Source organism: Streptomyces sp. CB03238 (assembly GCF_002099185.1).
In the GTDB taxonomy this organism is placed as follows: Bacteria; Actinomycetota; Actinomycetes; order Streptomycetales; family Streptomycetaceae; genus Streptomyces.
The window spans coordinates 228828-249717 of the sequence record NZ_NBCN01000004.1 but is presented as its reverse complement, the minus strand read 5'-3'; the positions used below and the strand labels follow the sequence as shown (position 1 = coordinate 249717).

General features: G+C 73.2%; 18 protein-coding genes. 6 read left to right on the top strand and 12 right to left on the bottom strand.

The features are described from left to right. Positions 1-50 precede the first annotated feature (50 nt). Positions 51-3740, top strand: coding sequence for a BTAD domain-containing putative transcriptional regulator (locus tag BKD26_RS08375; RefSeq protein WP_241518579.1), 3690 nt, complete (start codon positions 51-53; stop codon positions 3738-3740). 7 nt (positions 3741-3747) lie between these two features. Here the strand turns inward: BKD26_RS08375 and BKD26_RS08370 are convergent, their stop codons facing one another. The 4 genes from BKD26_RS08370 to panB all read right to left on the bottom strand — a co-directional run bounded on the left by BKD26_RS08370 (position 3748) and on the right by panB (position 7031). Further along, positions 3748-4554 carry an ABC transporter permease gene (locus BKD26_RS08370; protein WP_084897189.1) on the bottom strand — a complete coding sequence of 269 codons (807 nt, stop codon included), beginning with the start codon at positions 4552-4554 and terminating at the stop codon, positions 3748-3750. Next, on the bottom strand, positions 4551-5546 hold the full coding sequence (locus BKD26_RS08365) for an ATP-binding cassette domain-containing protein (RefSeq protein ID WP_084897188.1): 996 nt from the start codon (positions 5544-5546) through the stop codon (positions 4551-4553). The genes BKD26_RS08370 and BKD26_RS08365 overlap by 4 nt, the downstream gene beginning before the upstream one ends. Before the next feature lie 72 nt (positions 5547-5618). Continuing rightward, positions 5619-5996, bottom strand: coding sequence for a cupin domain-containing protein (locus tag BKD26_RS08360; protein ID WP_084897187.1), 378 nt, complete (start codon positions 5994-5996; stop codon positions 5619-5621). Between the two features lie 171 nt (positions 5997-6167). Then, positions 6168-7031: a 3-methyl-2-oxobutanoate hydroxymethyltransferase gene (gene panB, locus BKD26_RS08355; protein ID WP_084897387.1), complete on the bottom strand. Its 864-nt coding sequence runs from the start codon at positions 7029-7031 to the stop codon at positions 6168-6170. A gap of 308 nt (positions 7032-7339) precedes the next feature. Between panB and BKD26_RS08350 the strand changes: the two genes are divergently transcribed. Then, complete coding sequence (locus BKD26_RS08350) at positions 7340-8365, top strand: endonuclease/exonuclease/phosphatase family protein (RefSeq protein WP_084897186.1); 1026 nt, start codon at positions 7340-7342, stop codon at positions 8363-8365. A gap of 344 nt (positions 8366-8709) precedes the next feature. After that, positions 8710-9948 (top strand): MFS transporter, encoded by a 1239-nt coding sequence (locus tag BKD26_RS08345; RefSeq protein WP_084897386.1) that lies wholly within the window; start codon positions 8710-8712, stop codon positions 9946-9948. Here the strand turns inward: BKD26_RS08345 and BKD26_RS08340 are convergent. Beyond that, positions 9914-11674 carry an NAD+ synthase gene (locus BKD26_RS08340; protein ID WP_179166463.1) on the bottom strand — a complete coding sequence of 587 codons (1761 nt, stop codon included), beginning with the start codon at positions 11672-11674 and terminating at the stop codon, positions 9914-9916. The genes BKD26_RS08345 and BKD26_RS08340 overlap by 35 nt on opposite strands. A gap of 106 nt (positions 11675-11780) precedes the next feature. On the opposite strand from BKD26_RS08340, the gene BKD26_RS08335 reads away from it, so the two are divergent. Beyond that, entirely contained in the window at positions 11781-12626 is an 846-nt protein-coding gene (locus tag BKD26_RS08335; RefSeq protein ID WP_084897185.1) for an alpha/beta hydrolase, read from the top strand. Between the two features lie 47 nt (positions 12627-12673). Here the strand turns inward: BKD26_RS08335 and BKD26_RS08330 are convergent, their stop codons facing one another. The 5 genes from BKD26_RS08330 to BKD26_RS08310 all read right to left on the bottom strand — a co-directional run bounded on the left by BKD26_RS08330 (position 12674) and on the right by BKD26_RS08310 (position 16086). Then, complete coding sequence (locus BKD26_RS08330) at positions 12674-13093, bottom strand: CBS domain-containing protein (RefSeq protein WP_084897184.1); 420 nt, start codon at positions 13091-13093, stop codon at positions 12674-12676. 147 nt (positions 13094-13240) lie between these two features. Further along, on the bottom strand, positions 13241-13870 hold the full coding sequence (locus BKD26_RS08325; RefSeq protein ID WP_084897183.1) for a DUF305 domain-containing protein: 630 nt from the start codon (positions 13868-13870) through the stop codon (positions 13241-13243). Further along, positions 13867-14517, bottom strand: coding sequence for a DUF3105 domain-containing protein (locus BKD26_RS08320; protein ID WP_084897182.1), 651 nt, complete (start codon positions 14515-14517; stop codon positions 13867-13869). The genes BKD26_RS08325 and BKD26_RS08320 overlap by 4 nt, the downstream gene beginning before the upstream one ends. Before the next feature lie 62 nt (positions 14518-14579). Further along, positions 14580-14939 (bottom strand): hypothetical protein, encoded by a 360-nt coding sequence (locus BKD26_RS08315; RefSeq protein WP_084897181.1) that lies wholly within the window; start codon positions 14937-14939, stop codon positions 14580-14582. 67 nt (positions 14940-15006) lie between these two features. After that, a complete protein-coding gene (locus BKD26_RS08310) occupies positions 15007-16086 on the bottom strand; it encodes a PP2C family protein-serine/threonine phosphatase (protein ID WP_084897180.1) in 1080 nt (359 codons plus the stop codon). A 119-nt stretch (positions 16087-16205) separates the two neighbouring features. On the opposite strand from BKD26_RS08310, the gene BKD26_RS08305 reads away from it, so the two are divergent. Next, positions 16206-17567, top strand: a complete 1362-nt coding sequence (locus tag BKD26_RS08305) for a glutamine synthetase family protein (RefSeq protein ID WP_084897179.1) — start codon at positions 16206-16208, stop codon at positions 17565-17567. A gap of 219 nt (positions 17568-17786) precedes the next feature. Beyond that, positions 17787-18302: a DinB family protein gene (locus BKD26_RS08300; protein ID WP_084897178.1), complete on the top strand. Its 516-nt coding sequence runs from the start codon at positions 17787-17789 to the stop codon at positions 18300-18302. Between the two features lie 4 nt (positions 18303-18306). On the opposite strand, the gene BKD26_RS08295 is transcribed toward BKD26_RS08300, so the two are convergent. Together BKD26_RS08295 and BKD26_RS08290 are read right to left on the bottom strand one after the other, a co-directional pair. Further along, positions 18307-18738: a VOC family protein gene (locus tag BKD26_RS08295; RefSeq protein ID WP_084897177.1), complete on the bottom strand. Its 432-nt coding sequence runs from the start codon at positions 18736-18738 to the stop codon at positions 18307-18309. A 59-nt stretch (positions 18739-18797) separates the two neighbouring features. Further along, positions 18798-20804 carry a PIG-L family deacetylase gene (locus tag BKD26_RS08290; protein ID WP_084897176.1) on the bottom strand — a complete coding sequence of 669 codons (2007 nt, stop codon included), beginning with the start codon at positions 20802-20804 and terminating at the stop codon, positions 18798-18800. Positions 20805-20890 lie beyond the last annotated feature (86 nt).

Sequence of the window (20890 nt, the reverse complement as noted above, 5' to 3'; positions counted from 1 at the left end):
TTGACCGTACCGGACACGGCGCGAGGGGCCGGGGGAAGGAGAATGGGGCGGTGCGCATCTCACTGCTCGGTCCCACGCAGGTCCACGGCGCGGACGGCTCCGCCGTACCGGTGGGCGGGGCGCGGCTGCGCGCGCTGCTGACGGTACTGGCGCTGCGCGCCGGGCGGACCGTGCCGGTCGGGCTGCTGATCGACGAGGTGTGGGACGGTGACCCGCCCGCCGACGCGCCGGGCGCGCTGCAGGCACTGGTGGGGCGGTTGCGGCGGGCGCTCGGGCCGGACGCGGTGGTCTCGGCGGCGGGCGGGTACCGGCTCGGCGCCGACGCCGACGACGTGGACCTGCACCGTTTCGAGCGGCTCACGGCCGAGGGCGTACGGGCGCTGGAGGCGGGCGACCCGTACAAGGCGGTGACCGCCCTGGACGACGCGCTCGCGCTGTGGCGGGGCGGGGCGCTCGCGGACCTGCCCGACCGGACGGCGGAGGCGGCCCGCTGGGAGACCCGCCGCCACGAGGCCCGCCGCGCCCGGCTCACGGCCCTGCTGGCGCTCGGCCGCGGCCAGGAGACGCTGCCCGAACTGGCCGCCCTGTGCGGCGAGTTCCCACTCGACGAACCACTCCAGGCGCTGCGCATCCGGGCCCTGCGCGCGGCGGGCCGCGCGGCGGAGGCGCTGGCGGCGTACGAGGCGGTACGCCAGGACCTCGCCATCCGCCTGGGCACCACCCCGGGCCCCGAACTCCGCACCCTCCACACCGAACTCCTCACCCCTGCCTCCGCCCGCCGGGGCGGCGCGAGGGATGTGCGCCGTCCGGCCGGTGACGGCGCGCCGGTCCCGGGCGGCCACCTCGCCACGGGCCCCGCCCGCCCGGCTGCCCCGGGGCCAGGCGGCCCGCCCGTGGGCGGTTCCCACGGCCATCCCGACGCCGGGCCCCGTCGCGGGGGCGACGCGCCGGGTACCTCCGGCCGCCGGGGCGAGGCGTCCGATGGGCGTTTTTCGGCCGGGGACGGCCGGGGCGGCGCGGCCGCCGGCCCGGGGCCAGGCGTTCCGCCCGTGGGCGGTTCCCACGGCCACCTCGACACCGGGCCCCGTCGCGGGGGCGACGCGCACCGCCCGGCCGGTCCGGGGGCGGGTGTGGCGCCCGCCGGTGCCTTCGGCCGCCGGGGGGAGGCGCCCGACGGGCGTCGTCCGGCCGGGGGGTCGGGCGGTCGGCCCGAGACCGCGCCCCGCCGGGGGAATGTGCGGGCGCGGCTGACCAGTTTCGTGGGGCGGGAGGAGGACATCGGGGTCGTCCTCGGCGACCTCGCGCGGGCGCGGCTCGTGACGTTGCTCGGGCCCGGCGGGGCCGGGAAGACGCGGCTGTCGCAGGAGGCCGCCGAGCGCGGCGCGCAGGCGTGGCCCGACGGCGTGTGGCTGGCCGAGCTCGCGCCGGTCGACGACCCCGACGCCGTACCGGACGCCGTGCTGACCGCGCTCGGGGCGCGCCAGACCGTGCTGCGCGGCGCCGGCGCGGAGGAGCTGCGGGCGGCCGAGCGGCACGGCGACGCCGACGACGCCCTCGTACGGCTCGCCGAGCACTGCTCCGGCCGCCGCATGCTGATCCTGCTGGACAACTGCGAGCACGTCGTCACCGCCGCCGCCACGCTCGCCGAGCGGCTCCTGGAGGAGTGCCCCGGGCTCACCGTCCTCGCCACCAGCCGGGAACCCCTGGGTGTACCGGGCGAGACGGTTCGCCCGGTCGACCCGCTGCCCGACCCGATGGCGCTGCGGCTGCTCGCCGAGCGCGGGGCGGCCGCAAGGCCCGGCTTCGACGTGGCCGACGACCCGGACGCGTGCGCCGAGATCTGCCGCCGCCTCGACGGCCTGCCCCTCGCCATCGAGCTGGCCGCCGCCCGCCTCCGTATGCTCACCCCGCGCCAGATCGCCGACCGGCTCGACGACCGCTTCCGGCTGCTCACCGGCGGCAGCCGTACCGTCCTGCCGCGCCAGCAGACGCTGCGCGCGGTCGTCGACTGGTCCTGGGACCTGCTCGACGAGCCGGAACGGGCCGTGCTGCGGCGGCTGTCGGTGTTCTCCGGCGGCTGCGACCTGGACGCGGCCGAAGCCGTCTGCGGCGGTCACACCCTGGACCTGCTCGGTTCGCTGGTCGACAAGTCGCTGGTCGTCGCCACCCCCACGGAGGGCGGCGACATGCGCTACCGGCTCCTCGAAACCGTCTCCGAGTACACCGCCGAACGCCTCGACCAGGCCGGCGACCGCGCCGCCGCCGAGCACCGCCACCTCGTCCACTACCGCGAGCTCGCCCGCACCGCCGACCCCGAGCTGCGCGGCCCGCGCCAGCGCGCCGCACTCGACTGCCTCCAGCTGGAGTACGAGAACCTCCGCACCGCGCTGCGCCGCGCCGTCGCCGCCAGCGACGAGCACGAGGCGCTGTGCCTCGTCCTGTCCCTGGTCTGGTACTGGCACATGCGCGACCTGCGTACCGACGCCCTGCACTGGTCCGAGGCCGCCGCCGCGCTCGGCCCCGACCCGTACGCCCCACCCGTCACCCCCGCACCTCCCCTCACCGAGCGGTGCACCGACGCCCCGCCGCCGATGGACGACGACCAGCTCCAGGAGGCGCGCCGCGGCGTACGCCTGGTCCAGCTGCTCAACATGGACCACCAGACGTCCACCTGGACCACCCCGGACGGCCTGGAGCGGCTGCGCCGGATGCGTGGCGCGTACCGCCCGGGGCTGCCGCAGACGTGCCGCATGCCCGGCACGCTCTGGTGGTACGCCGTGCTGCTCACCGGCGACCCCGGGGAGCTGCGCGGCCTCCTCGACGAGACCGTCGACACCTGCCGCCGGTACCAGTACGAGTGGGAGCTGGCCGGTGTCCTCCAGATGCGTGCCAATGTGCTGGCCAACCGGAGCGACTGGGCGGGCGACGCGGCCCGCGACGCCGACGAGAGCCTGAAGATCTTCGACCGGCTCGGTGACTCCTGGGGCGCGGCCGAGGCGCTGGCGGCGCGCGCCGAGGCCCGGGAGCGGCGGGGCGAGTTCGAGGGCGCCGCCGAGGACTTCGAGGCCGCCATCGGCCACGCCGCGCGGCTCGGCGCCCAGGCCCAGATGTCGCTGCTGCGCGTCCGGTACGCCGAGACGCTCAACGAGACCGGCCGGGGCGCCGAGGGCGAGGCGATCCTGCGCGAGGTGCTGGCCCGTGGCCGCAGCGCCGGCCACGAGGCCGTGCCGGCCGCCCGGCTCTATCTGGCGCTGTGGCTGGGCCGCACCGGCCGCACCGCCGAGGCCCGCGAGCAACTCCGGGTGGTCCGCGAGGAGTTCGCCTACGACTCCCTGTCCCTCTTCGAGGGCTTCACGCTCGGCGTGCTCGCCTGGCTCGACAACCTGGACGGCCGGTACACCGACGCCCTCGACCGGGCCGCCCGGGCCCTGGCCCACGCCCGGGAGCCGCTGTCGATGATGGTCGCGCCGCACATGCCGGCCATCCACCTGGTCACCGCCGCCCGGGCGCTCACCGGACTGGGCGGCCGCGACCGGGCGCGAACGGGAGCCGTGCTGCTCGGGACGCACGCCGGTCTCCTCCCGGACGGGCACGTGCTCACCCCGATGGAACGGGAGAACCTGGCGGACGCCAAGGGGGCGGCCCGTGCCGCCCTCGGGGACGCCGCCTTCGACGCCGCGTACGCCGAGGGCGGCGGCCTCACCGCCGAGGAGGCCGCCGCCCTGCTGCACAGCACCTGAAGACGGCTCAGGTCTTGTTGCGGAACCTGGCCACCGCGAGCGGCGCCGTGACGAGCGTGATGCCCGCCGCCCAGGCGAGCGTCACCCACACCGAGTGGGCGACCGGCCCGCCGTTGATCAGGTTCCGGGCGGCGTCCGCCAGGTTCGACAGCGGGTTGTAGTCGGTGAACGTCTCCAGCCAGCCCGGCATCGAGGCCGGCGGGGCGAAGATGGAGGAGCCGAACTGCAACGGCATCAGCACGAGCATGGCCACCCCCTGCACGGCCTGCGCCGTCTTCATGGTGAGACCGAGCAGGATGAAGATCCACATCAGCGAGGCGCCGAAGACCACCGACAGCCCCACCGCCGCCAGCAGGTCGAGCACCGAGGTCCTGATCTCCATGCCCAGCAGGAAGCCCATGCCGAGCAGGATCGTCGTGGCGATCAGCATCCGGCCGACCTCGACGACGATCTTCGCGATGAGGACCGACGACCGGGCGATCGGCATCGTCCGGAACCGGTCCATCACGCCCTTCTTGAAGTCGTCGTTGACACCGGTGCCGACGGCCATGGCGATGTTGAGACCCATCATCGCCATCAGGCCGGGCGTGACGTAGTTGACGTAGTCCTCCTGGTTGCCCTTGCCGGCGATCGCGCCGCCGAAGACGTACACGAACAGCAGGATGAAGACGATCGGCATCAGCACGGCGTCGAACATCGACTCCGGGTCCTGCTTGATCTGCAGGGCGTTGCGGCGCACGAGAGCGCCGATGTGCCGGGCGTTGGCCCGCAGGCCGATCCGCCCCTCGGAAACGGGGGCAGTCGTGGCGCTCACGCGGCGACCTCCTCGGGGATCGTGTCGGACACGGACGGCGTCTTCTCGCCCGTGAGAGCCAGGAACACCTCGTCCAGGCTGGGCAGATGCGTACCGATGTGCGCGATGCCGAAGCCGTGCGCGCCCAGCAGGCCGACGACCGCGGTCAGTTGCTCGTCGCTGAGGATCGGCACGTACAGCAGCCCCTCGTCCGGGACGACCGTCGCCCCCGCGACGCCGGCCAGTCCGCTGTCGCCCAGGGCCCGTGCCATGGCGGGGAGTTGGGCGGGGTCCACGGGCCGGACCTGGAGGGTGCGGCCGCCGACCTTGGCCTTGAGCTCGTCGACCCCGCCGCCGGCGATGACCCGCCCCCGGTCGATCACGGTGAGCTCGTGCGCCAGTTGCTCGGCCTCCTCCATGTACTGGGTGGTGAGCAGGACGGTGGCGCCCTCGGCGACCATCCGCTGGACCTCGTCCCACACCTCGTTGCGGGTACGGGGGTCCAGGCCCGTCGTCGGCTCGTCCAGGTAGAGGACGGCCGGGCGGCCGATCATGGAGGCGGCCAGGTCCAGGCGGCGCCGCATGCCGCCGGAGTACGTCATGGCGGGGCGCTTCGCGGCATCCGTCAGCGAGAACCGTTCCAGCATCTCGTCGGCGCGCCGGCGGGCGCCCTTGCGGGACAGGTCGAGCAGCCGCCCGATCATGTACAGGTTCTCCCAGCCGGACAGCTTCTCGTCGACCGACGCGTACTGCCCGGTGAGGCCGATGGTGCGGCGCAGCTGCCGGGGCTCGCGGACGACGTCGTACCCGGCGACGGTGGCGGTCCCGGCGTCCGGGACGATCAGGGTGGACAGGCAGCGGACGAGGGTGGTCTTCCCGGCGCCGTTGGGGCCGAGCACACCGAGGACGGTGCCTTCGCGTACGGAGAGGTCCACCCCGTCCAGTGCCTTGGTGGCGCCGTAGTGCTTGACGAGGCCTCGTACCTCGACGGCGTTGGTGTCGGATCGTGTCATGCCCCCATGGCAGCAGCCGCCACCGACATCTCACCGACAGCGGCCACCGATCACCGACAGATCGCCTACGGGTCAGGAGGTGGACCCCGCGGGCACGGCGTAGTTGCCGAATCCGACCCAGTCGACCAGGACGCAGGGCTCGTCACCGACGACCCAGGCGTCGTGGCCCGGCTCGACCGCGAAGAAGTCACCGGGGCCGACCTCGCTCTCGGTGCCGTCGTTCATGACGACCTTCAGCCGGCCGCTGACGACGTAGCAGGCGTGCGAGGCCTCGCAGCTGTCGGTACCGGCGATGGGCTTGACGTGCTTGGTCCACTGCCAGCCCGGCTCGAAAACGGCCCGGCCGACCGGGCCCCTGTCGGTGTTGATCAGGTCGAGCTTGCCCTTGCCGTCCTCGAACGGCCGGGTCTCGTCTGCGGAGTCGAAGTTCTTGCGCACGATTCCGGGCATCGTTCACCGCCTCCCGGCGGGCTGTGGGAAGTCCCCCGAGTCCACTACCCAGGCTACGCCCGGCAGCCTCGCGCCCGACGCACGCCCGACGCACGTCCGACGCACGCCCGACGCACGCCGACGGCCCGCCGATGGGGGAAGTCGGCGGGCCGTCGTCTGTACCGGGAGTGGCTAGTGGAAGGTGTGCTCCTCCTGCGGGAACGTTCCGCCGACCACGTCGTCGGCGAACGCCCGAGCCGCGTCCCCGAGCGTCTGCCGGAGGCTGGCGTACTGCTTGGTGAAGCGCGGCACCTTGCCGCCGGTCAGCCCCGCCATGTCCGTCCAGACCAGGACCTGCGCGTCGGTGTCGGGCCCGGCGCCGATACCGATGGTCGGGATGTGCAGGGACCGGGTGACCTCGGCGGCCAGTTCGGCCGGGACGAGCTCCAGGACCACCGCGAAGGCGCCCGCGTCCTGCGCCGCCTTGGCGTCGCGCAGCAGCCGGTGGGCGGCCTCGTCCCCGCGGCCCTGCACCCGGTAGCCCATGGTGTTGACGGACTGCGGGGTCAGGCCCAGGTGCGACATGACGGGGATGCCCGCCTGGACCAGCATCTCGGTCTGCGGCAGCGAACGCTCGCCGCCCTCCAGCTTGACCGCGCCGACGCCCGCCTCCTTGACCAGCCGGGTGGCCGACCGCAGCGCCTGCACGGGGCCTTCCTGGTACGAGCCGAAGGGCAGGTCGCCCACGACGAGGGCGCGCCTGGTGCCCCGTACGACGGCGGCGGACAGGATCGCGACCTCGTCGAGCGTGACGGGGACCGTGGACTCGTAACCGAGGTGGCAGTTGCCCATCGAGTCGCCGACGAGCATGACCGGGATGCCGGCCTCGTCGAACACGGACGCGGTCATCGCGTCGTAGGCGGTCAGCATGGGCCACTTCTCGCCGCGCTCCTTGGCGGCGGCGATGTCATGGACGGTGATGCGGCGAGTGCCCTTGCCGCCGTACAGCGCCTTGCTGCTGTCGGCGGGCTGCTTCGAGGCAGCCTGAAGCGTCATGGTGAACGGCTCCTTCGTCATCTCGAGGCGCCCTTACGGCGTCCCCGGACCACGTCCATGGTGGCACTTCGTGCCGCGCGGGGGGAAGTGGGTGCGCGGCCATCCCCGCCGGGGCCCCGGAGGTGGGCGGCCGGCCTTCGTTTTGTGCGCGTTCTGTCACAGCGTCCGTTCTTTCCCGGGCCCCCGGAACCCGCCGCGCCGCCCCATCGTCCTCGTGGCAGTACGGCCGTCTCCTGATCCCCTAGGGTCGGGGTCCGGGGCGGGGGCGTACGACACAGCACGACGAGCAAGGCAGTGAGGACGGCGGCATGGCGCGGGTGGACGTGACGGAGACGGGGAACGGCAGCGCGCGGGAGCAGCGGCGCACCGGATCCCGGGTCCGGTCGGTGGTCGACCGCTGGCGCCGGGATCCGGGCATCTGGCGGCGGGGCGCCCTGCTCGCCTGCTGCGCCGTGGCGATCGCGCTGCTGATGGTCTTCCACGCGCAGATCCCCAACAAGATCGGCAACCTGGGCAGCCTGACAGAGACGTTCCTGCCGTGGCTGGGCGTCTTCGTCCCGGTGATCCTGGTGGCCGCGCTGCTGCGCCGCTCGGCCACCGCGCTGATCGCCGCCCTGCTGCCCGGTGTGATCTGGCTCAATCTGTTCGGCGGGCTCGTCACCGACAAGTCGGGCGCCGGCGGTGACCTCATGGTCGTCACGCACAACGTCAACGCCGACAACCCCGACCCGGAGGGCACCGCCCGCCAGGTCGCCGGTTCCGGGGCGGACGTGGTGGCGCTGGAGGAGCTCAAGCCCGGCATGGTCCCGGTGTACGAGCAGGCGCTCGCCGACACGTACCCGTACCACTCCGTCCAGGGCACGGTCGGCCTGTGGAGCAAGTACCCGATGAGCGACAGCCGCCCGGTGGACATCCGGCTGGGCTGGACGCGGGCGATGCGCGCCACCGTGACCGCGCCGCAGGGCGAGGTCGCCGTGTACGTCGCCCACCTGCCGTCCGTGCGGGTCAAGCTGAACGCCGGGTTCACCGCCAACCAGCGCGACGACAGCGCCGACGCGCTGGGCGAGGCCATCGTCCGCGAGGACCTGGACAGGGTGATCCTGCTCGGCGACCTGAACGGCACGATGAACGACCGGTCGCTCAACGCGGTCACGTCCCAGATGCGCTCCACGCAGGGCGCGGCCGGCGACGGCATGGGCTTCAGCTGGCCGGCCGCGTTCCCGATGGCGAGGATCGACCAGATCCTGGTGAAGGGCGTCGAGCCGGTCGCGTCGTGGACACTCCCGGAGACGGACAGCGACCACCTGCCGATCGCGGCACGCGTCACGCTGTAGGGCGCGGGCGCCGAAGCCCCGGCGGGCGCCCTGCCCGGGCGTGCCGCCGCCCCTCCGCCCCAGCGCGGGCGCCGAAGCCCCGGGCAGCGGTCGGCGGCCGCGCGGCGCGGGACGCCTGTGCACGGGCCGGGCGGCGACGGGTGGGCCGCCGTGCACGGTCGGCCGGCCCGCGACCGTACGCCGCCGGCGGGCGCCCCGGGCCGGGACGGGCCGCCGTGCCCCGATGGAGGCCAGGCCTCACGCCTGGTGGCCATACGCCGTTCACCGCGGGGAACAATCGACGTGAGAGGCTTTGTTCCGTAAGGGAACTTATGCACGCCCACGTCTCGAAAGGCCCTGCCCTCATGCCCCTGGCCCTGCTGGCCCTCTCCATAGCAGCCTTCGGCATCGGCACGACCGAGTTCGTCATGATGGGGCTCCTGCCCAACGTCGCGGCGGACCTCCACACCTCCGTCCCCACCGCCGGGTACCTGGTCTCGGCGTACGCGATCGGCGTCGTCATCGGCGCCCCGCTGCTCACCGCCCTCGGCTCCCGTATCCCGCGCAAGCGGATGCTCCTGCTGCTGATGGCGCTGTTCACCGTCGGCAACCTCGCCTCCGCCCTCGCGCCCGGCTTCGGCACGCTCGTCGCCGCGCGCGTGCTGGCCGGGCTGCCGCACGGCGCGTTCTTCGGCGTCGGCGCGGTCGTCGCCGCCCGGCTGGTCACGGAAGGCCGGCAGGCGCGCGCGGTCGCCACGATGTTCCTCGGCCTGACCGTCGCCAACATCGTGGGCGTCCCCGCCGCGACGCTGCTCGGCCAGCACCTCGGCTGGCGTGCCACGTTCCTGGTCGTCACGGCGATCGGCCTGGTCGCCATGGCCGCGCTCGCCCGGCTGATCCCGTACGTACCCCTCGACGCCCACCAGAGCCTCGGCCGCGAACTGCGGGCGCTCGGCGACCGGCAGGTGCTGCTCGGGCTGCTGACGGCCGTCTTCGGCTTCGCCGGTGTCTTCGCCGTCTACTCGTACCTGGCCTCCATGACCACCCAGGTCATGGGCTTCGGCGAGTCGTCCGTCACCCTGGTCCTCGCCCTGTTCGGCATCGGCATGACGCTCGGCGCGCTCGTCGCGGGCCCCCTCACCGACCGGGCGCTGCGGCCCACGCTGTACGGGTCGCTCGCCGCGCTCGCGCTGGTGCTGGTCGCGTTCCGCTTCACCATGCACGTGCAGTGGGCCGCCCTGGTGACGGTGGTCGTGCTCGGCGCGGTCGGCTTCATGACCACCACCCCGCTCCAGATGCTGGTCATGAACAAGGCCCAGCACGCCCCGACCCTCGCGTCCGCCTCCAACCACTCGGCGTTCAACCTCGCCAACGCGGGCGGCGCCTGGCTCGGCGGCGCCGCCATCGCCGCCGGCTGGGGCTGGACCTCGCCGACCCTCGTCGGCGCGGCGCTGGCGGTGATGGGCCTGGCGATCGCCGTGACGGCCGGCCTCATGGACACGGCGAAGGGGGCCTCCCGCGTCGTCGCGGGAAGCCCCCTCGGTCCCTCGGCCGAAGACCGGCCGGGCGTCAGCCCGTCGTCGTCTCGCGCCAGCGGTTCGTGATCGGCAGGCGCCGGTCCTTGCCGAAGCCCTTGGCCGAGATCTTGGTGCCCGGCGGGTACTGGCGCCGCTTGTACTCCGCCGTGTCCACCAGCCGCAGCGTCCGCGTCACCAGCTCCTCGTCGTACCCGGCGGCGACGATCGCGTCCTTGCCCTGGTCGCGGTCGACGTACAGCTCCAGAATCCGGTCCAGCACGTCGTAGTCCGGCAGCGAGTCGGTGTCGACCTGGCCGGGGCGCAGCTCGGCGCTCGGCGGCTTGGTGATGGACGCCTCCGGGATCGGCGGGGTCTGCCCCCGCTCCTCGGCCGCCCGGTTGCGCCACCGCGCCAGCCGGAAGACCGACGTCTTGTACACGTCCTTGATCGGCCCGTACGCGCCGACCGAGTCGCCGTACAGCGTCGAGTAGCCGACCGCCAGCTCGGACTTGTTGCCCGGCGCGAGCACGATGTGGCCCTCCTGGTTGGAGATCGCCATCAGCATCGTGCCGCGCAGCCGCGACTGGAGGTTCTCCTCCGCGAGGCCCGTCAGGCCCAGCGAGCCCATGTACGCGTCGAACATCGGCTCGATCGGTACGGTGCGGAAGTTCAGGCCCGTGCGGCGGGCCAGCTCGGCCGCGTCGCCCTTGGAATGGTCCGAGCTGTACTTGGACGGCATCGACACGCCGTACACGTTCTGCGCGCCCAGCGCGTCACAGGCGATCGCGGCGACCAGCGCCGAGTCGATGCCACCGGACAGACCGATCAGCACGGAACGGAAACCGTTCTTCGCGGCGTACGCGCGCAGGCCCACCACCAGCGCGGTGTACACCTCCTCGTCGTCGTCCAGCCGCTCCGCGTACCCGCCGGCCAGCTCCGGCTCGTACGCGGGCAACGGCTCCTCCGACAGGATCACCCGCTCGATGGTCAGGCCGTCGTCCACGACGCCGGTCGGCGCGTCCTCGGACGCGGCCGGCAGGTCCAGGTCGAGGATCACGCTGCCCTCGGCGAACTGCGGGGCACGCGCGACGACCTCGCCGTTCGCGTCGACGACGATCGAGTCGCCATCGAAGACCAGCTCGTCCTGACCGCCGATCATCGCCAGGTACGCGAGGGTGCAGCCGGCCTCCTGGGCGCGCTTGCGCACCAGCTCCAGGCGGACGTCGTCCTTGTTCTGCTCGTACGGCGAGGCGTTGATCGACACCAGCAGCCCGGCGTTCGCGCTGCGGGCGGCCGGGACGCGGCCGCCGTCCTGCCACAGGTCCTCGCAGATGGCGAGCGCCACGTCGACGCCGCGCACCCGGACCACGGGCATGGTGTCGCCCGGCACGAAGTACCGGAACTCGTCGAAGACCCCGTAGTTCGGCAGGTGGTGCTTGGCGAACGACAGCACCACCTCGCCGCCGTACAGCACCGCGGCGGCGTTCCGCGGCGCGCCGGCGGGCTGGCCGTACCGGGGCTGGGCCTTCTCGGAGCGGTCCAGGTAGCCGACGACGACCGGAAGGTCCCCGAAGCCCTCGTCGGCGAGGCGCGCGGCGAGCGCGCGCAGCGCGCTGCGGGACGCCTCCACGAAGGACGACCGGAGGGCCAGATCCTCGACGGGGTAACCGGTCAGCACCATCTCGGGGAACGCGACCAGGTGCGCTCCCTGCTCGGCGGAGTGCCGGGTCCAGTGCACGATCGCCTCGGCGTTCCCGGCGAGATCGCCGACGGTCGAGTCGATCTGATTCAGGGCGAGGCGTAGTTGAGGCACCCGGCCAGTGTAATCGTCAGAGCGACATGATGTCCCGGCGGTCCGCCGGGACCACACATGGCAGGCTGGCCGCCCGGGTGCACACGGCGGCAAGGGGGACGAGACGGTGGGCTTCGTACGGGTCGGGGGAGTGCCGCATCACGTGGTCGTCGAGGGCAGCGGTCCCGTCTGCGTCCTGAGCGCCGGGCTCGCCATGAGCTGGTTCGACTGGGACCCGGTGGTCCCGCTGCTGGCCCCGTACCGCACCGTCGTCCGCTTCGACCGCCCCGGCCACGGCCTGAGCGGCCCGGCCGCCGTGGCGCCGTCCGCGGCCGGTGAGGCGCACCGGATCGCGGGCGTCCTCGACGCGCTGGACCTGGACGGCCCCGCGACCGTCGTCGGGCACTCCATCGCCGGGTTCCACGCGGAGGCGTTCGCCCGGCTGCACCCGGACCGTGCCGCCGGGATCGTCCTCGTCGACGCGTCCGTCGAGGAGCACGCGCGCGTGCCCGCCGCCCCCGCCGTCCGCACCGCACTCGCGCGCGCCGTCGCCGCCGCGCTGTCCGCCGCCGGGGCGCCCGCCGCGCTCGGTCCGCTCACCCGGCGTGCCGTGGTGCGCCTCTCCCGCCCCGGCCACGCCCCGGACCCGGCCCCCGCCGCGCTCGTACGCCGCTGCTACGGCACCTCCCGGGTGCTCACCGGCGCCCTCCTGGAGAACACCCACTACCGCGCCGTCGCCGCCGAGCTCCTCGCCCTGCGCGAGCGCCGGCCCCTCCCGCCGGGCGTCCCCGTCACCGTGCTCGCCGCGCCCGCGTCCCCGCGCTGGACCGGCCGCCAGCGCGCCCTCGCCGACCTGCTCGGCGCCCGCTTCGAGGCCGTACCCGGGGCGGGCCACCTGATGATGCTGGACCGGCCGCGGGCCCTGGCCGACGCCGTACTCGCGCGGGAAGACGCGCACGCACAGGGGGCGTGACGCGGCACGCGCGCCACGCCCCCGCCGTACACCGCGTGGAGCGGCGGTCAGCCCTGCTCGTACACCTTCTCCGCCCAGTTCGCGACCTGGGACTCCGACAGGTGACGGGCGAGGTCGGCCTCGCTGATCATGCCGACCAGGCGCTTGTTCTCGATCACGGGCAGCCGGCGGATCTGGTGGCCCTTCATCTCACGCAGGACCTCCTCCACGTCCGCGTTCGCGTCGATCCAGCGCGGCGTGCCCTTCGCCATGTTGCCCGCCGTGACCTGCGCCGGGTCGTGGCCCATGGCCACGCAGCCGACGACGATGTCACGGTCGGTGAGGATGCCGCAGAGCCGCTCGTTCTCGTCGGCGATGGGCAGGGCGCCCACGTTGAGGTCGCGCATCATCTGCGCGGCACGGTCGAGGGTCTCGTGTGCGGGGAGCCACTCGGCTCCGGGGTGCATGATGTCCTTGGCGGTGGTCATGGGGTTCGTTTCCTCCGAAAACGCCAAATAGCGCCGTACGTCGGTCCCCGAGCGCCTCCATTCTCGTCGCGCCCCCACCGCACCGCGACCGCTGCACCGCCGTACGGCCGCCCCGGGACATCCGGGGCGGCCGCGGCCGGTGGCGCCCTAAGGCTTCGCGCCCCGCTTCTTCAGCAGGTCGGCCATCAGCGCGATCTCCGACTCCTGGGCATCGACCATGCCCTGGGCCAGGTCCCGCTCGACGCCGGGCCGGCACCTGTCGACGCAGCCCTGCGCCATGTGCACACCGCCCCTGTGGTGCTCCGTCATCAGCCGCAGGTACAGGATCTCCGCCTGCCTGCCGCTCGCCGCCCGCAACTGGTCCAGCTGAGCCGCCGTCGCCATGCCCGGCATCAGCACGCCGGAGTGCGAGGAGCCGTGGGACGGCATGCCCATCCAGGCCATCGGCTCAACACCCGGCGCGACCTTCGGCAGGCCCCACATGTCCAGCCAGCCCAGCATCATGCCGCGCTGGTTGGCCTGGGTGTTGGCGATGTCGTACGCCAGCCGGCGCACCTCCTCGTCCTTCGTGCGGTCCCGCACGATGAACGACATCTCCACCGCCTGCTGATGGTGCACCGACATGTCCCGCGCGAACCCGGCGTCCGCCGAATCCACCGCCGGCGCCGTCGCGGCACCGCCGCCGGTCTCCGGGCCCGCCGACGCGACCGTCGCCGCCCCGGCGAAGAGCAGCGCCAGCACCACCGCCGTGACGGCCGCCCACTGCGTACGCGTCACTGCTCGCCCAGCCCGTTGGTGCACGCGGCACCCGGCTCGGGCGTCTGCGGGCCCTGCACGTACTTGGTGAAGAAGGCGTCCACCCGCGGGTCGTCGGCGCCGTCGACGGTGACCTGCTTGCCCCACGCGCTGAGCATGATCGCGCCGGCCTGGTCCTTGACCGGGCTGATGAAGGAGTACGAGGTCTTGCCGACCTTCTCCTCCAGCTTCTTCACCTCGGCCGCGGGCGCCTTGTCGTTGTACGTCACCCACACCGCGCCGTGCTCCAGCGAGTGCACGGCGTGCTTCTCGGGGACCGGCTTCTTGTAGACGTTGCGGTCGCAGTTCATCCACACCTGGTCGTGGTCACCGCCGACCGGGGGCTTCATGGGGTACGTGACCGGCGTGGTCACGTGGTTGCGGCCCAGCTTCTTCGCGTCCCAGGACTTCTCGCCCTCGATCGGCGCCTTGGCCGCCGCCGCCCGCTGCTCCTTCTCCTCGTTCTCCTTGTTCAGCACATATCCACCGAACCCCACGAGGCCGGCGACCACGGCCGCGCTGAGGGAGATGGTGATGATGCGGTTGCGGCGCTCGCGGGCCTTCTCCGCGCGGCGCATCTCCTCTATCCGGGCACGGCGGTCGGCGGTCGAGGATCGGTTGGCAGCCATGGTGGTTCTTCCTTCTCGAAAAGTCGGTGGTCGGTACGGGATCCGGAACTGCGGCGGGCCGCCTAGGTCCGCAGAACCTGAAGGACATGGAGATCCGGCGCGCGCGGCCGTGCCTCGGACGCGGCGGGCCGGCCGGCGGCGGGGTGCGACGCCATCCGTACCACGGCGTCCGGCTGCGGGGGCGGGTCGAGCGGCGGGGCGGTGAGGACGGCGGGGGTGAGGGAGGGGAACAGCCCGCAGTCGCCCCGGTCGTACGGGCAGGTGTACTCCGACGCCACGGCCTCCGCGGCGGCCACGGCGAGCGTCATCCCGCGCCCGTGGTCCCGGTACCGGTCCCGGTCCGGGCCCTCCGCGCCGCCGTGCGGGGCGAGACAGACGAAGAGCGCGGCGAACAGCGTCGCCACGGCGCTCATCAGCGCCATGGGACGCACCATGCGTATGAGCCCCTGGCCCCCCATGGGCGCTGATGTTAATGGGCCACCCGCCCGGTCAGCCATGCCCGTCCGGCGTACTGAGCGCCAGCAGCGCCACGTCGTCGGCGACCTCGTCCGCGTACGACGACAGATCGCGCCACACCGCGCGCACCAGCTCCACCGGCGCGGACGGCTGGGTCCGCGTCCGGATCCGCGCCGCCAGCGGGTAGAACGCGCCCGTCGCGTCCCGCGCCTCCGTCACCCCGTCCGTGTGCGCGAGCAGGACGTCCGTCGGCCGCAGCGGCACCGTCACCGCCTCGGGCGCCCGGAATTCCCTCAGCCCCAGCCCCAGCGGCGCCCCCGGCGCCAGCTCCACCTCCCGCGCCCCGTCGCCGTCCACCAGCAGCGGCGCAGGATGGCCGCAGCTGAGGACCCGTACCGCCGTGCCGTCCTCGGGAAACTCCATGAGCACAGCCGTCGCGAACAGCTCCCCGTCCTCGTGCGTCGCCGAATCCACCACCAGCCGCCGGTCCAGCCGCGCCGCCACCCCCGCCAGCTCCGGCTCGTCGAGCACCGCCTCCCGGAACGTGCCCAGCAGCGCCGACACCGTCCCGACCGCCGCCAGGCCGTGCCCCTTCACATCGGCGACGATCGCCCGCACCCCATAGGGCCCCGGCTGTACGTCGTACAGATCGCCGCCCACCAGCGTCCCGCGCTCCGCCGCCCGGTACAGCGCCCCGCACCGCACCGGGCCCACCCGCTCCGGCATCGGCGGCAGCACGGCGAGCTGCGCCGCCTCCGCGACCGTCCGCACCGACACCAGCTGCGCGTCCCGGCGCGCCCGCACCCACGCCAGCACCACGCTGACCACCCCGATCAGCCCGAACGCCAGCAGGTCGCCGTGCGTGACGTCGTCGGCCCGGATGGCGGGGAACAGCAGCAGCCCGAACATCGCGCCCGCCACCAGGGCGGTGCCGAGCATCCCGTACAGCAGCGACGTCAGGGGCGGCACCACGGCGAACGCGAAACCCAGCTGCACGCTCTCGGGCGTGGACAGCTGGACCACCACCAGCAGGACCATCGTCAGCCACGGCAGCAGGCGCAGCCAGCCCGGCGGCCGGCCGGCGCCGGGCAGCTCCTGTGCGCCACGGTCCATGGGACCAGTCTGCGAGGCCTCCGTTACCTACGCCACAGAGCTCCATGCACTATGGGTTCGCAACGTGCACGAAACCGTGTGGTGGCATGCTGGCCTGATCAGCGAGGATGGGTGTGGAAATGGACAAGCAACAGGAATTCGTACTCCGTACGCTCGAGGAGCGCGACATCCGCTTCGTGCGCCTGTGGTTCACGGACGTGCTCGGCTTCCTGAAGTCCGTCGCCGTGGCCCCCGCCGAGCTCGAGCAGGCCTTCGACGAGGGCATCGGCTTCGACGGCTCGGCGATCGAGGGATTCGCCCGGGTGTACGAGTCGGACATGATCGCCAAGCCCGATCCGGGCACCTTCCAGATCCTGCCCTGGCGGGCGGAGGCCCCGGGGACGGCCCGGATGTTCTGCGACATCCTCATGCCCGACGGCTCGCCGTCCTTCGCCGACCCGCGCTACGTCCTGAAGCGGATCCTCGCCAAGACCTCGGACCTGGGCTTCACCTTCTACACCCACCCCGAGATCGAGTTCTTCCTGCTGAAGGACAAGCCGCTCGACGGCAGCCGCCCGACCCCGGCCGACAACTCCGGCTACTTCGACCACACCCCGCAGAACGTCGGCATGGACTTCCGCCGCCAGGCGATCACCATGCTGGAATCGATGGGCATCTCGGTCGAGTTCAGCCACCACGAGGGCGCGCCCGGCCAGCAGGAGATCGACCTCCGTTACGCCGACGCCCTGTCGACCGCCGACAACATCATGACGTTCCGCCTGGTCATGAAGCAGGTCGCGCTGGAGCAGGGCGTACAGGCCACCTTCATGCCGAAGCCGTTCTCCGAATACCCCGGCTCCGGCATGCACACCCACCTCTCCCTCTTCGAGGGCGACCGCAACGCCTTCTACGAGTCGGGCGCCGAGTACCAGCTGTCCAAGGTGGGACGTTCCTTCATCGCGGGCCTGCTGAAGCACGCGGCGGAGATCTCGGCCGTCACCAACCAGTGGGTGAACTCCTACAAGCGCATCTGGGGCGGCTCCACCCGCACCGCCGGCTCGGGCGGCGAGGCCCCCTCGTACATCTGCTGGGGCCACAACAACCGCTCCGCGCTGATCCGCGTCCCCATGTACAAGCCGGGCAAGACCGGCTCGGCCCGCGTCGAGGTCCGCTCCATCGACTCGGGCGCCAACCCCTACCTGACGTACGCGGTCCTGCTGGCCGCCGGCCTGAAGGGCATCGAGGAGAGCTACGAACTCCCCGCCGGCGCCGACGACGACGTCTGGGCCCTCTCCGACGCCGAACGCCGCGCCATGGGCATCGAACCGCTGCCCCAGAACCTGGGCGAGGCGATCTCCCTGATGGAGCGCAGCGAGCTGGTCGCCGAGACCCTCGGCGAGCACGTCTTCGACTTCTTCCTCCGCAACAAGAAGCAGGAGTGGGAGGAGTACCGCTCCGAGGTCACCGCCTTCGAGCTGCGGAAGAACCTGCCGGTGCTGTAAGGGCAGGTCAGCCGGGCCCGTCGGTGTTTCCCGGCGTGCCGGTGCCCGTCTCCCTCGCCCAGCGGCGGCTCCGGGCGCTCAGTGGCCTGAGCGCCTCGGCAGCCGTCGCCGTGCGGGGTGATCCGGGACCAGCGCACTGCTCCTGGCGGAGGAGCCCCGGGGCGCGCCCGTTCACCGCACGGCGACGGCGGCGTTCCGCCTGCGCTAATGTCGGCGCGCATGACCTTGCCTCGTGTACGTCCGCCGCTCGTGGCGGACGAGCGGACCCAGCTCGTCGGCTGGCTCGACGCACAGCGCGCTATCGTCCAGTGGAAGTGCGAAGGACTGTCGGAGGACGACGCGTACCGGGCCGTCCTGCCGCACTCGCCGAACATGACAGTGGCCGGGCTCCTCTCCCATCTGCGGTGGGTGGAGAACGCCTGGTTCGAGGTGCTGTTCCTGGGCAGGCCCGCCGAGAAGAACCCCCAGCTCGACGAGAGCGAAGAGGACCTCGACATGAAGGTCCGGGGCGTGCCGCTCGCGCAGCTCCTGGAGGAGTACGAGCGGCAGTGCGTGACCTCCAACGAGATCATCGCCGCCCACGGCCTGGACCAGGTGGGCCGCCACCCCGACCACCACTCCGCCCGGGCGACCCTGCGGTGGATGCTCATCCACATGGTCGAGGAGACCGCGCGGCACGCCGGGCACCTGGACGCGATGCGGGAGCTGCTCGACGGGCGGAAGGGCTACTACTGAGCCGCTAGCGCTCCGACAGTTCGGAGGGCGCCTCCTGGACCGTCCAGCCGTTGCCGTCCGGGTCCTTGAAAAACACGAACGAGTTCCACGTCTCGCCCTTGCCCTCCGTCCAGCCGTCCGGACCCACGTGCTGCACGGGGCTCACCTCCACGCCCCGTGACGTCAGCTCCGCGCGGGCCGCCTCGATGTCGGTCACACACAGCTGGAGACCATGGAGCGAGCCGGGGGCCATGGTCTGCTCGCCCGGTGCCGCGGGCATACCGCTCTGCAGGGCGATCGAGCAGCGCGAGCCGGGCGGGGTCAGCTGGATGATGCGGATCCCCGGGGCCACCTCCGTGTCCAGGTCGACCTTGAAACCGCACTTCGTGCCGTAGAAGTCCTTCGCCCGGTCCAGATCGGTGACCGGGACGAGGACGACTTCCAGTGTCCAGTTCATGCGTTCTCCTCCATCGGTGAGTACGTCCATCAAAGCCGGACTCCACGCCCGGCGCCGACTCATCGCTCCCAGGGCGACCAGTTCAGCCGGCCGTCCAGGCCCATCGTCGCGAAGCCGTACGAGGTGGCCGCCGGGGCGCCGGCGAACAGCGACCGCCCGGTCACCCACCGGCCCCCGGCCGGAGCCGTCGCCACCGCGCCGGAGCCCGCGCGCACCGCCAGCCGGCCGCCCGACGCGCCCACCGCGCCGTGCCCCGCGACGCCGCCCGGCACGTCCCGCACCGGCGAGGCATGGCCGCTGCCGCCCGCGAAGCGGGCCGTACGGACGTCACCGGAGGCCGGCTTGCGGAACCAGAGCCGTACGCCGTCGGCGCCGTCCGGCGTGACGCTGAGCGCCACCGTGGTCGCCGGCAGACCGGTCGGCACCGGACCGGTCACCGGCCCGCCCGGCGCGGCCCGCGTCCACGCCAGAACCGTCTTCGGCGTCCCCGCGAACACGTAACCGCGCCCCGCCGCGTCCGTCGCCGCCACCGGGTCGCCCCGCAGGTCCCGGCCGCCGGCCGACCGCCACGGCCCCCACCCGCCGTCCGCCCGCTGGGCGCTCACGCTCATCGCGTGGCCGGCGTCGCGCACGTACACCGTCATCAGGCCCGCCCGGTCCACCAGCACCGCCGGCAGGCTGATGTCGGACGTCCCGCTCTCGTCGTCCCGCTCCGGCGTCCCCAGCGACCGCCACGCGCCGAACGCCCCGCCCGGCGCCGCCTGCACGGCCGCCACCACCTCGCGGCGGTACTCCCCGTCCAGTTCGGTACGCGTACCGAACACCGCGATCCGGCCGTCCGGCAGCCGCACCGACGTCACGCCGGCGTCCAGGCCGTCGCCCCGCTGGAGGACCGGCCCGGTCCAGTCCGACGTGCCGCCCTTGCGCCACACGGCCAGGCGGCCGTCCAGCACCGAGAACGCGTACAGCTCGCCCTTCTCCGCGCCCTGCTGGACCCACGCCGTCGAGCCCCCACGGGCGTAGCGGATCGACTGTGCCCAGCCGTGCCCGGCGGGACGGGCGGCCACCTTGCGGTCGCCGCAGCCGGCCGGGTCCTCGCAGTAGTCGGTGTGGTCCCACCACGCGTACGTCTTCAGCGTCCGCAGCTTCGCCTCGGTGCTCCTCGGGTCGAGGGAGTGCGGCAGGCCACCGGTCGAGTACCCGAGATAGTTCTGTACGGCGAACGGCGGGTGACCGGGCGAGTCCGCGTACCGGGCGAGCGCCGCCTGCGCGAACCGGGCACCGTACATGTGGTCCTGGTGGTCGGACATCTTGCCGGTCTTGTCGTTGAGGCCCGGCGTCGGGTCCATGAGCCGGACGAAGGTCGGCTTGAACCTGTCGAGGACGCCGGTGATCGTCTCGACGGTCTGGTCCTTGCTGTACGAGAAGTTCTCGCGGACCGGGGAACCGGCGGCGAGCTGCGACTCCAGGCGCTCCACGCGGCCGTCCCACAGACCGTGCAGGCTGTGCGGCCGGTCGCCCGAGATGCTGCCCGCCTCGCGCAGCTGGAGCCACACCAGGCTGATCTGCGGCTTCGCGCGGAGGGTGTCCAGCTCGGCCCGGCCGCCGCCGGCCGTCGCTATGGAGGTGCGGTCCCAGGGGCTGGTGCGGTTGCCGGTGGCCATCTCGGCGTACGCGGCACGTATGCCGTTCTGCCGGGCCTCCGCGTACGCCGCCTTGTCGGCGGGCGGCTCCGGGTCCTGGCGGCGGGCGTTGCGGCCGTCGGACTCCCCGGCGGTGAGGTAGACGGACGTGAGGCTGCGGCCGGAGGCGATGGACTGGCTGGTGTCCGGGTTCATGAAGAACAGGTCGTCGTCCGGGTGCGCCATGATCTGCAGGACCGCCTCCCCGCTGGTCCGGACCGGCTTCACCGCCTCCGCCTCGGGCACCCCCCGGCTCGGCACGTCCGACGCGTCCGACGACCCGGCGGTGAGCGCCAGCGTCCCGCCCGTGATGCCGACCAGCACGGCGATCGGCGCGGCCATGAACAGGCCACGGCGGAAGGAGGACAGGGCGGGGCGAGGCATGGGCGGCGGCTTCCGTTACGCGGGTGGAGTGGGCGAACCGGGAGAGAAGAGGGGCTTTGCCGCCATCCGGTTCATAGGCCGTGGTG

Excerpts from the sequence above, each read along its gene's own strand:
- BKD26_RS08360 (WP_084897187.1), bottom strand. The coding sequence starts at position 5,996 with ATGCCCGGAATCGTGCGCAAGAACTTCGACTCCGCAGACGAGACCCGG.
- panB (WP_084897387.1), bottom strand. The coding sequence starts at position 7,031 with ATGACGCTTCAGGCTGCCTCGAAGCAGCCCGCCGACAGCAGCAAGGCG.
- BKD26_RS08330 (WP_084897184.1), bottom strand. The coding sequence starts at position 13,093 with ATGACCACCGCCAAGGACATCATGCACCCCGGAGCCGAGTGGCTCCCC.
- BKD26_RS08350 (WP_084897186.1), top strand. The coding sequence starts at position 7,340 with ATGGCGCGGGTGGACGTGACGGAGACGGGGAACGGCAGCGCGCGGGAG.
- BKD26_RS08295 (WP_084897177.1), bottom strand. The coding sequence starts at position 18,738 with ATGAACTGGACACTGGAAGTCGTCCTCGTCCCGGTCACCGATCTGGAC.
- BKD26_RS08305 (WP_084897179.1), top strand. The coding sequence starts at position 16,206 with ATGGACAAGCAACAGGAATTCGTACTCCGTACGCTCGAGGAGCGCGAC.
- BKD26_RS08310 (WP_084897180.1), bottom strand. The coding sequence starts at position 16,086 with ATGGACCGTGGCGCACAGGAGCTGCCCGGCGCCGGCCGGCCGCCGGGC.
- BKD26_RS08315 (WP_084897181.1), bottom strand. The coding sequence starts at position 14,939 with ATGGCGCTGATGAGCGCCGTGGCGACGCTGTTCGCCGCGCTCTTCGTC.
- BKD26_RS08320 (WP_084897182.1), bottom strand. The coding sequence starts at position 14,517 with ATGGCTGCCAACCGATCCTCGACCGCCGACCGCCGTGCCCGGATAGAG.
- BKD26_RS08290 (WP_084897176.1), bottom strand. The coding sequence starts at position 20,804 with ATGCCTCGCCCCGCCCTGTCCTCCTTCCGCCGTGGCCTGTTCATGGCC.
- BKD26_RS08365 (WP_084897188.1), bottom strand. The coding sequence starts at position 5,546 with ATGACACGATCCGACACCAACGCCGTCGAGGTACGAGGCCTCGTCAAG.
- BKD26_RS08300 (WP_084897178.1), top strand. The coding sequence starts at position 17,787 with ATGACCTTGCCTCGTGTACGTCCGCCGCTCGTGGCGGACGAGCGGACC.
- BKD26_RS08345 (WP_084897386.1), top strand. The coding sequence starts at position 8,710 with ATGCCCCTGGCCCTGCTGGCCCTCTCCATAGCAGCCTTCGGCATCGGC.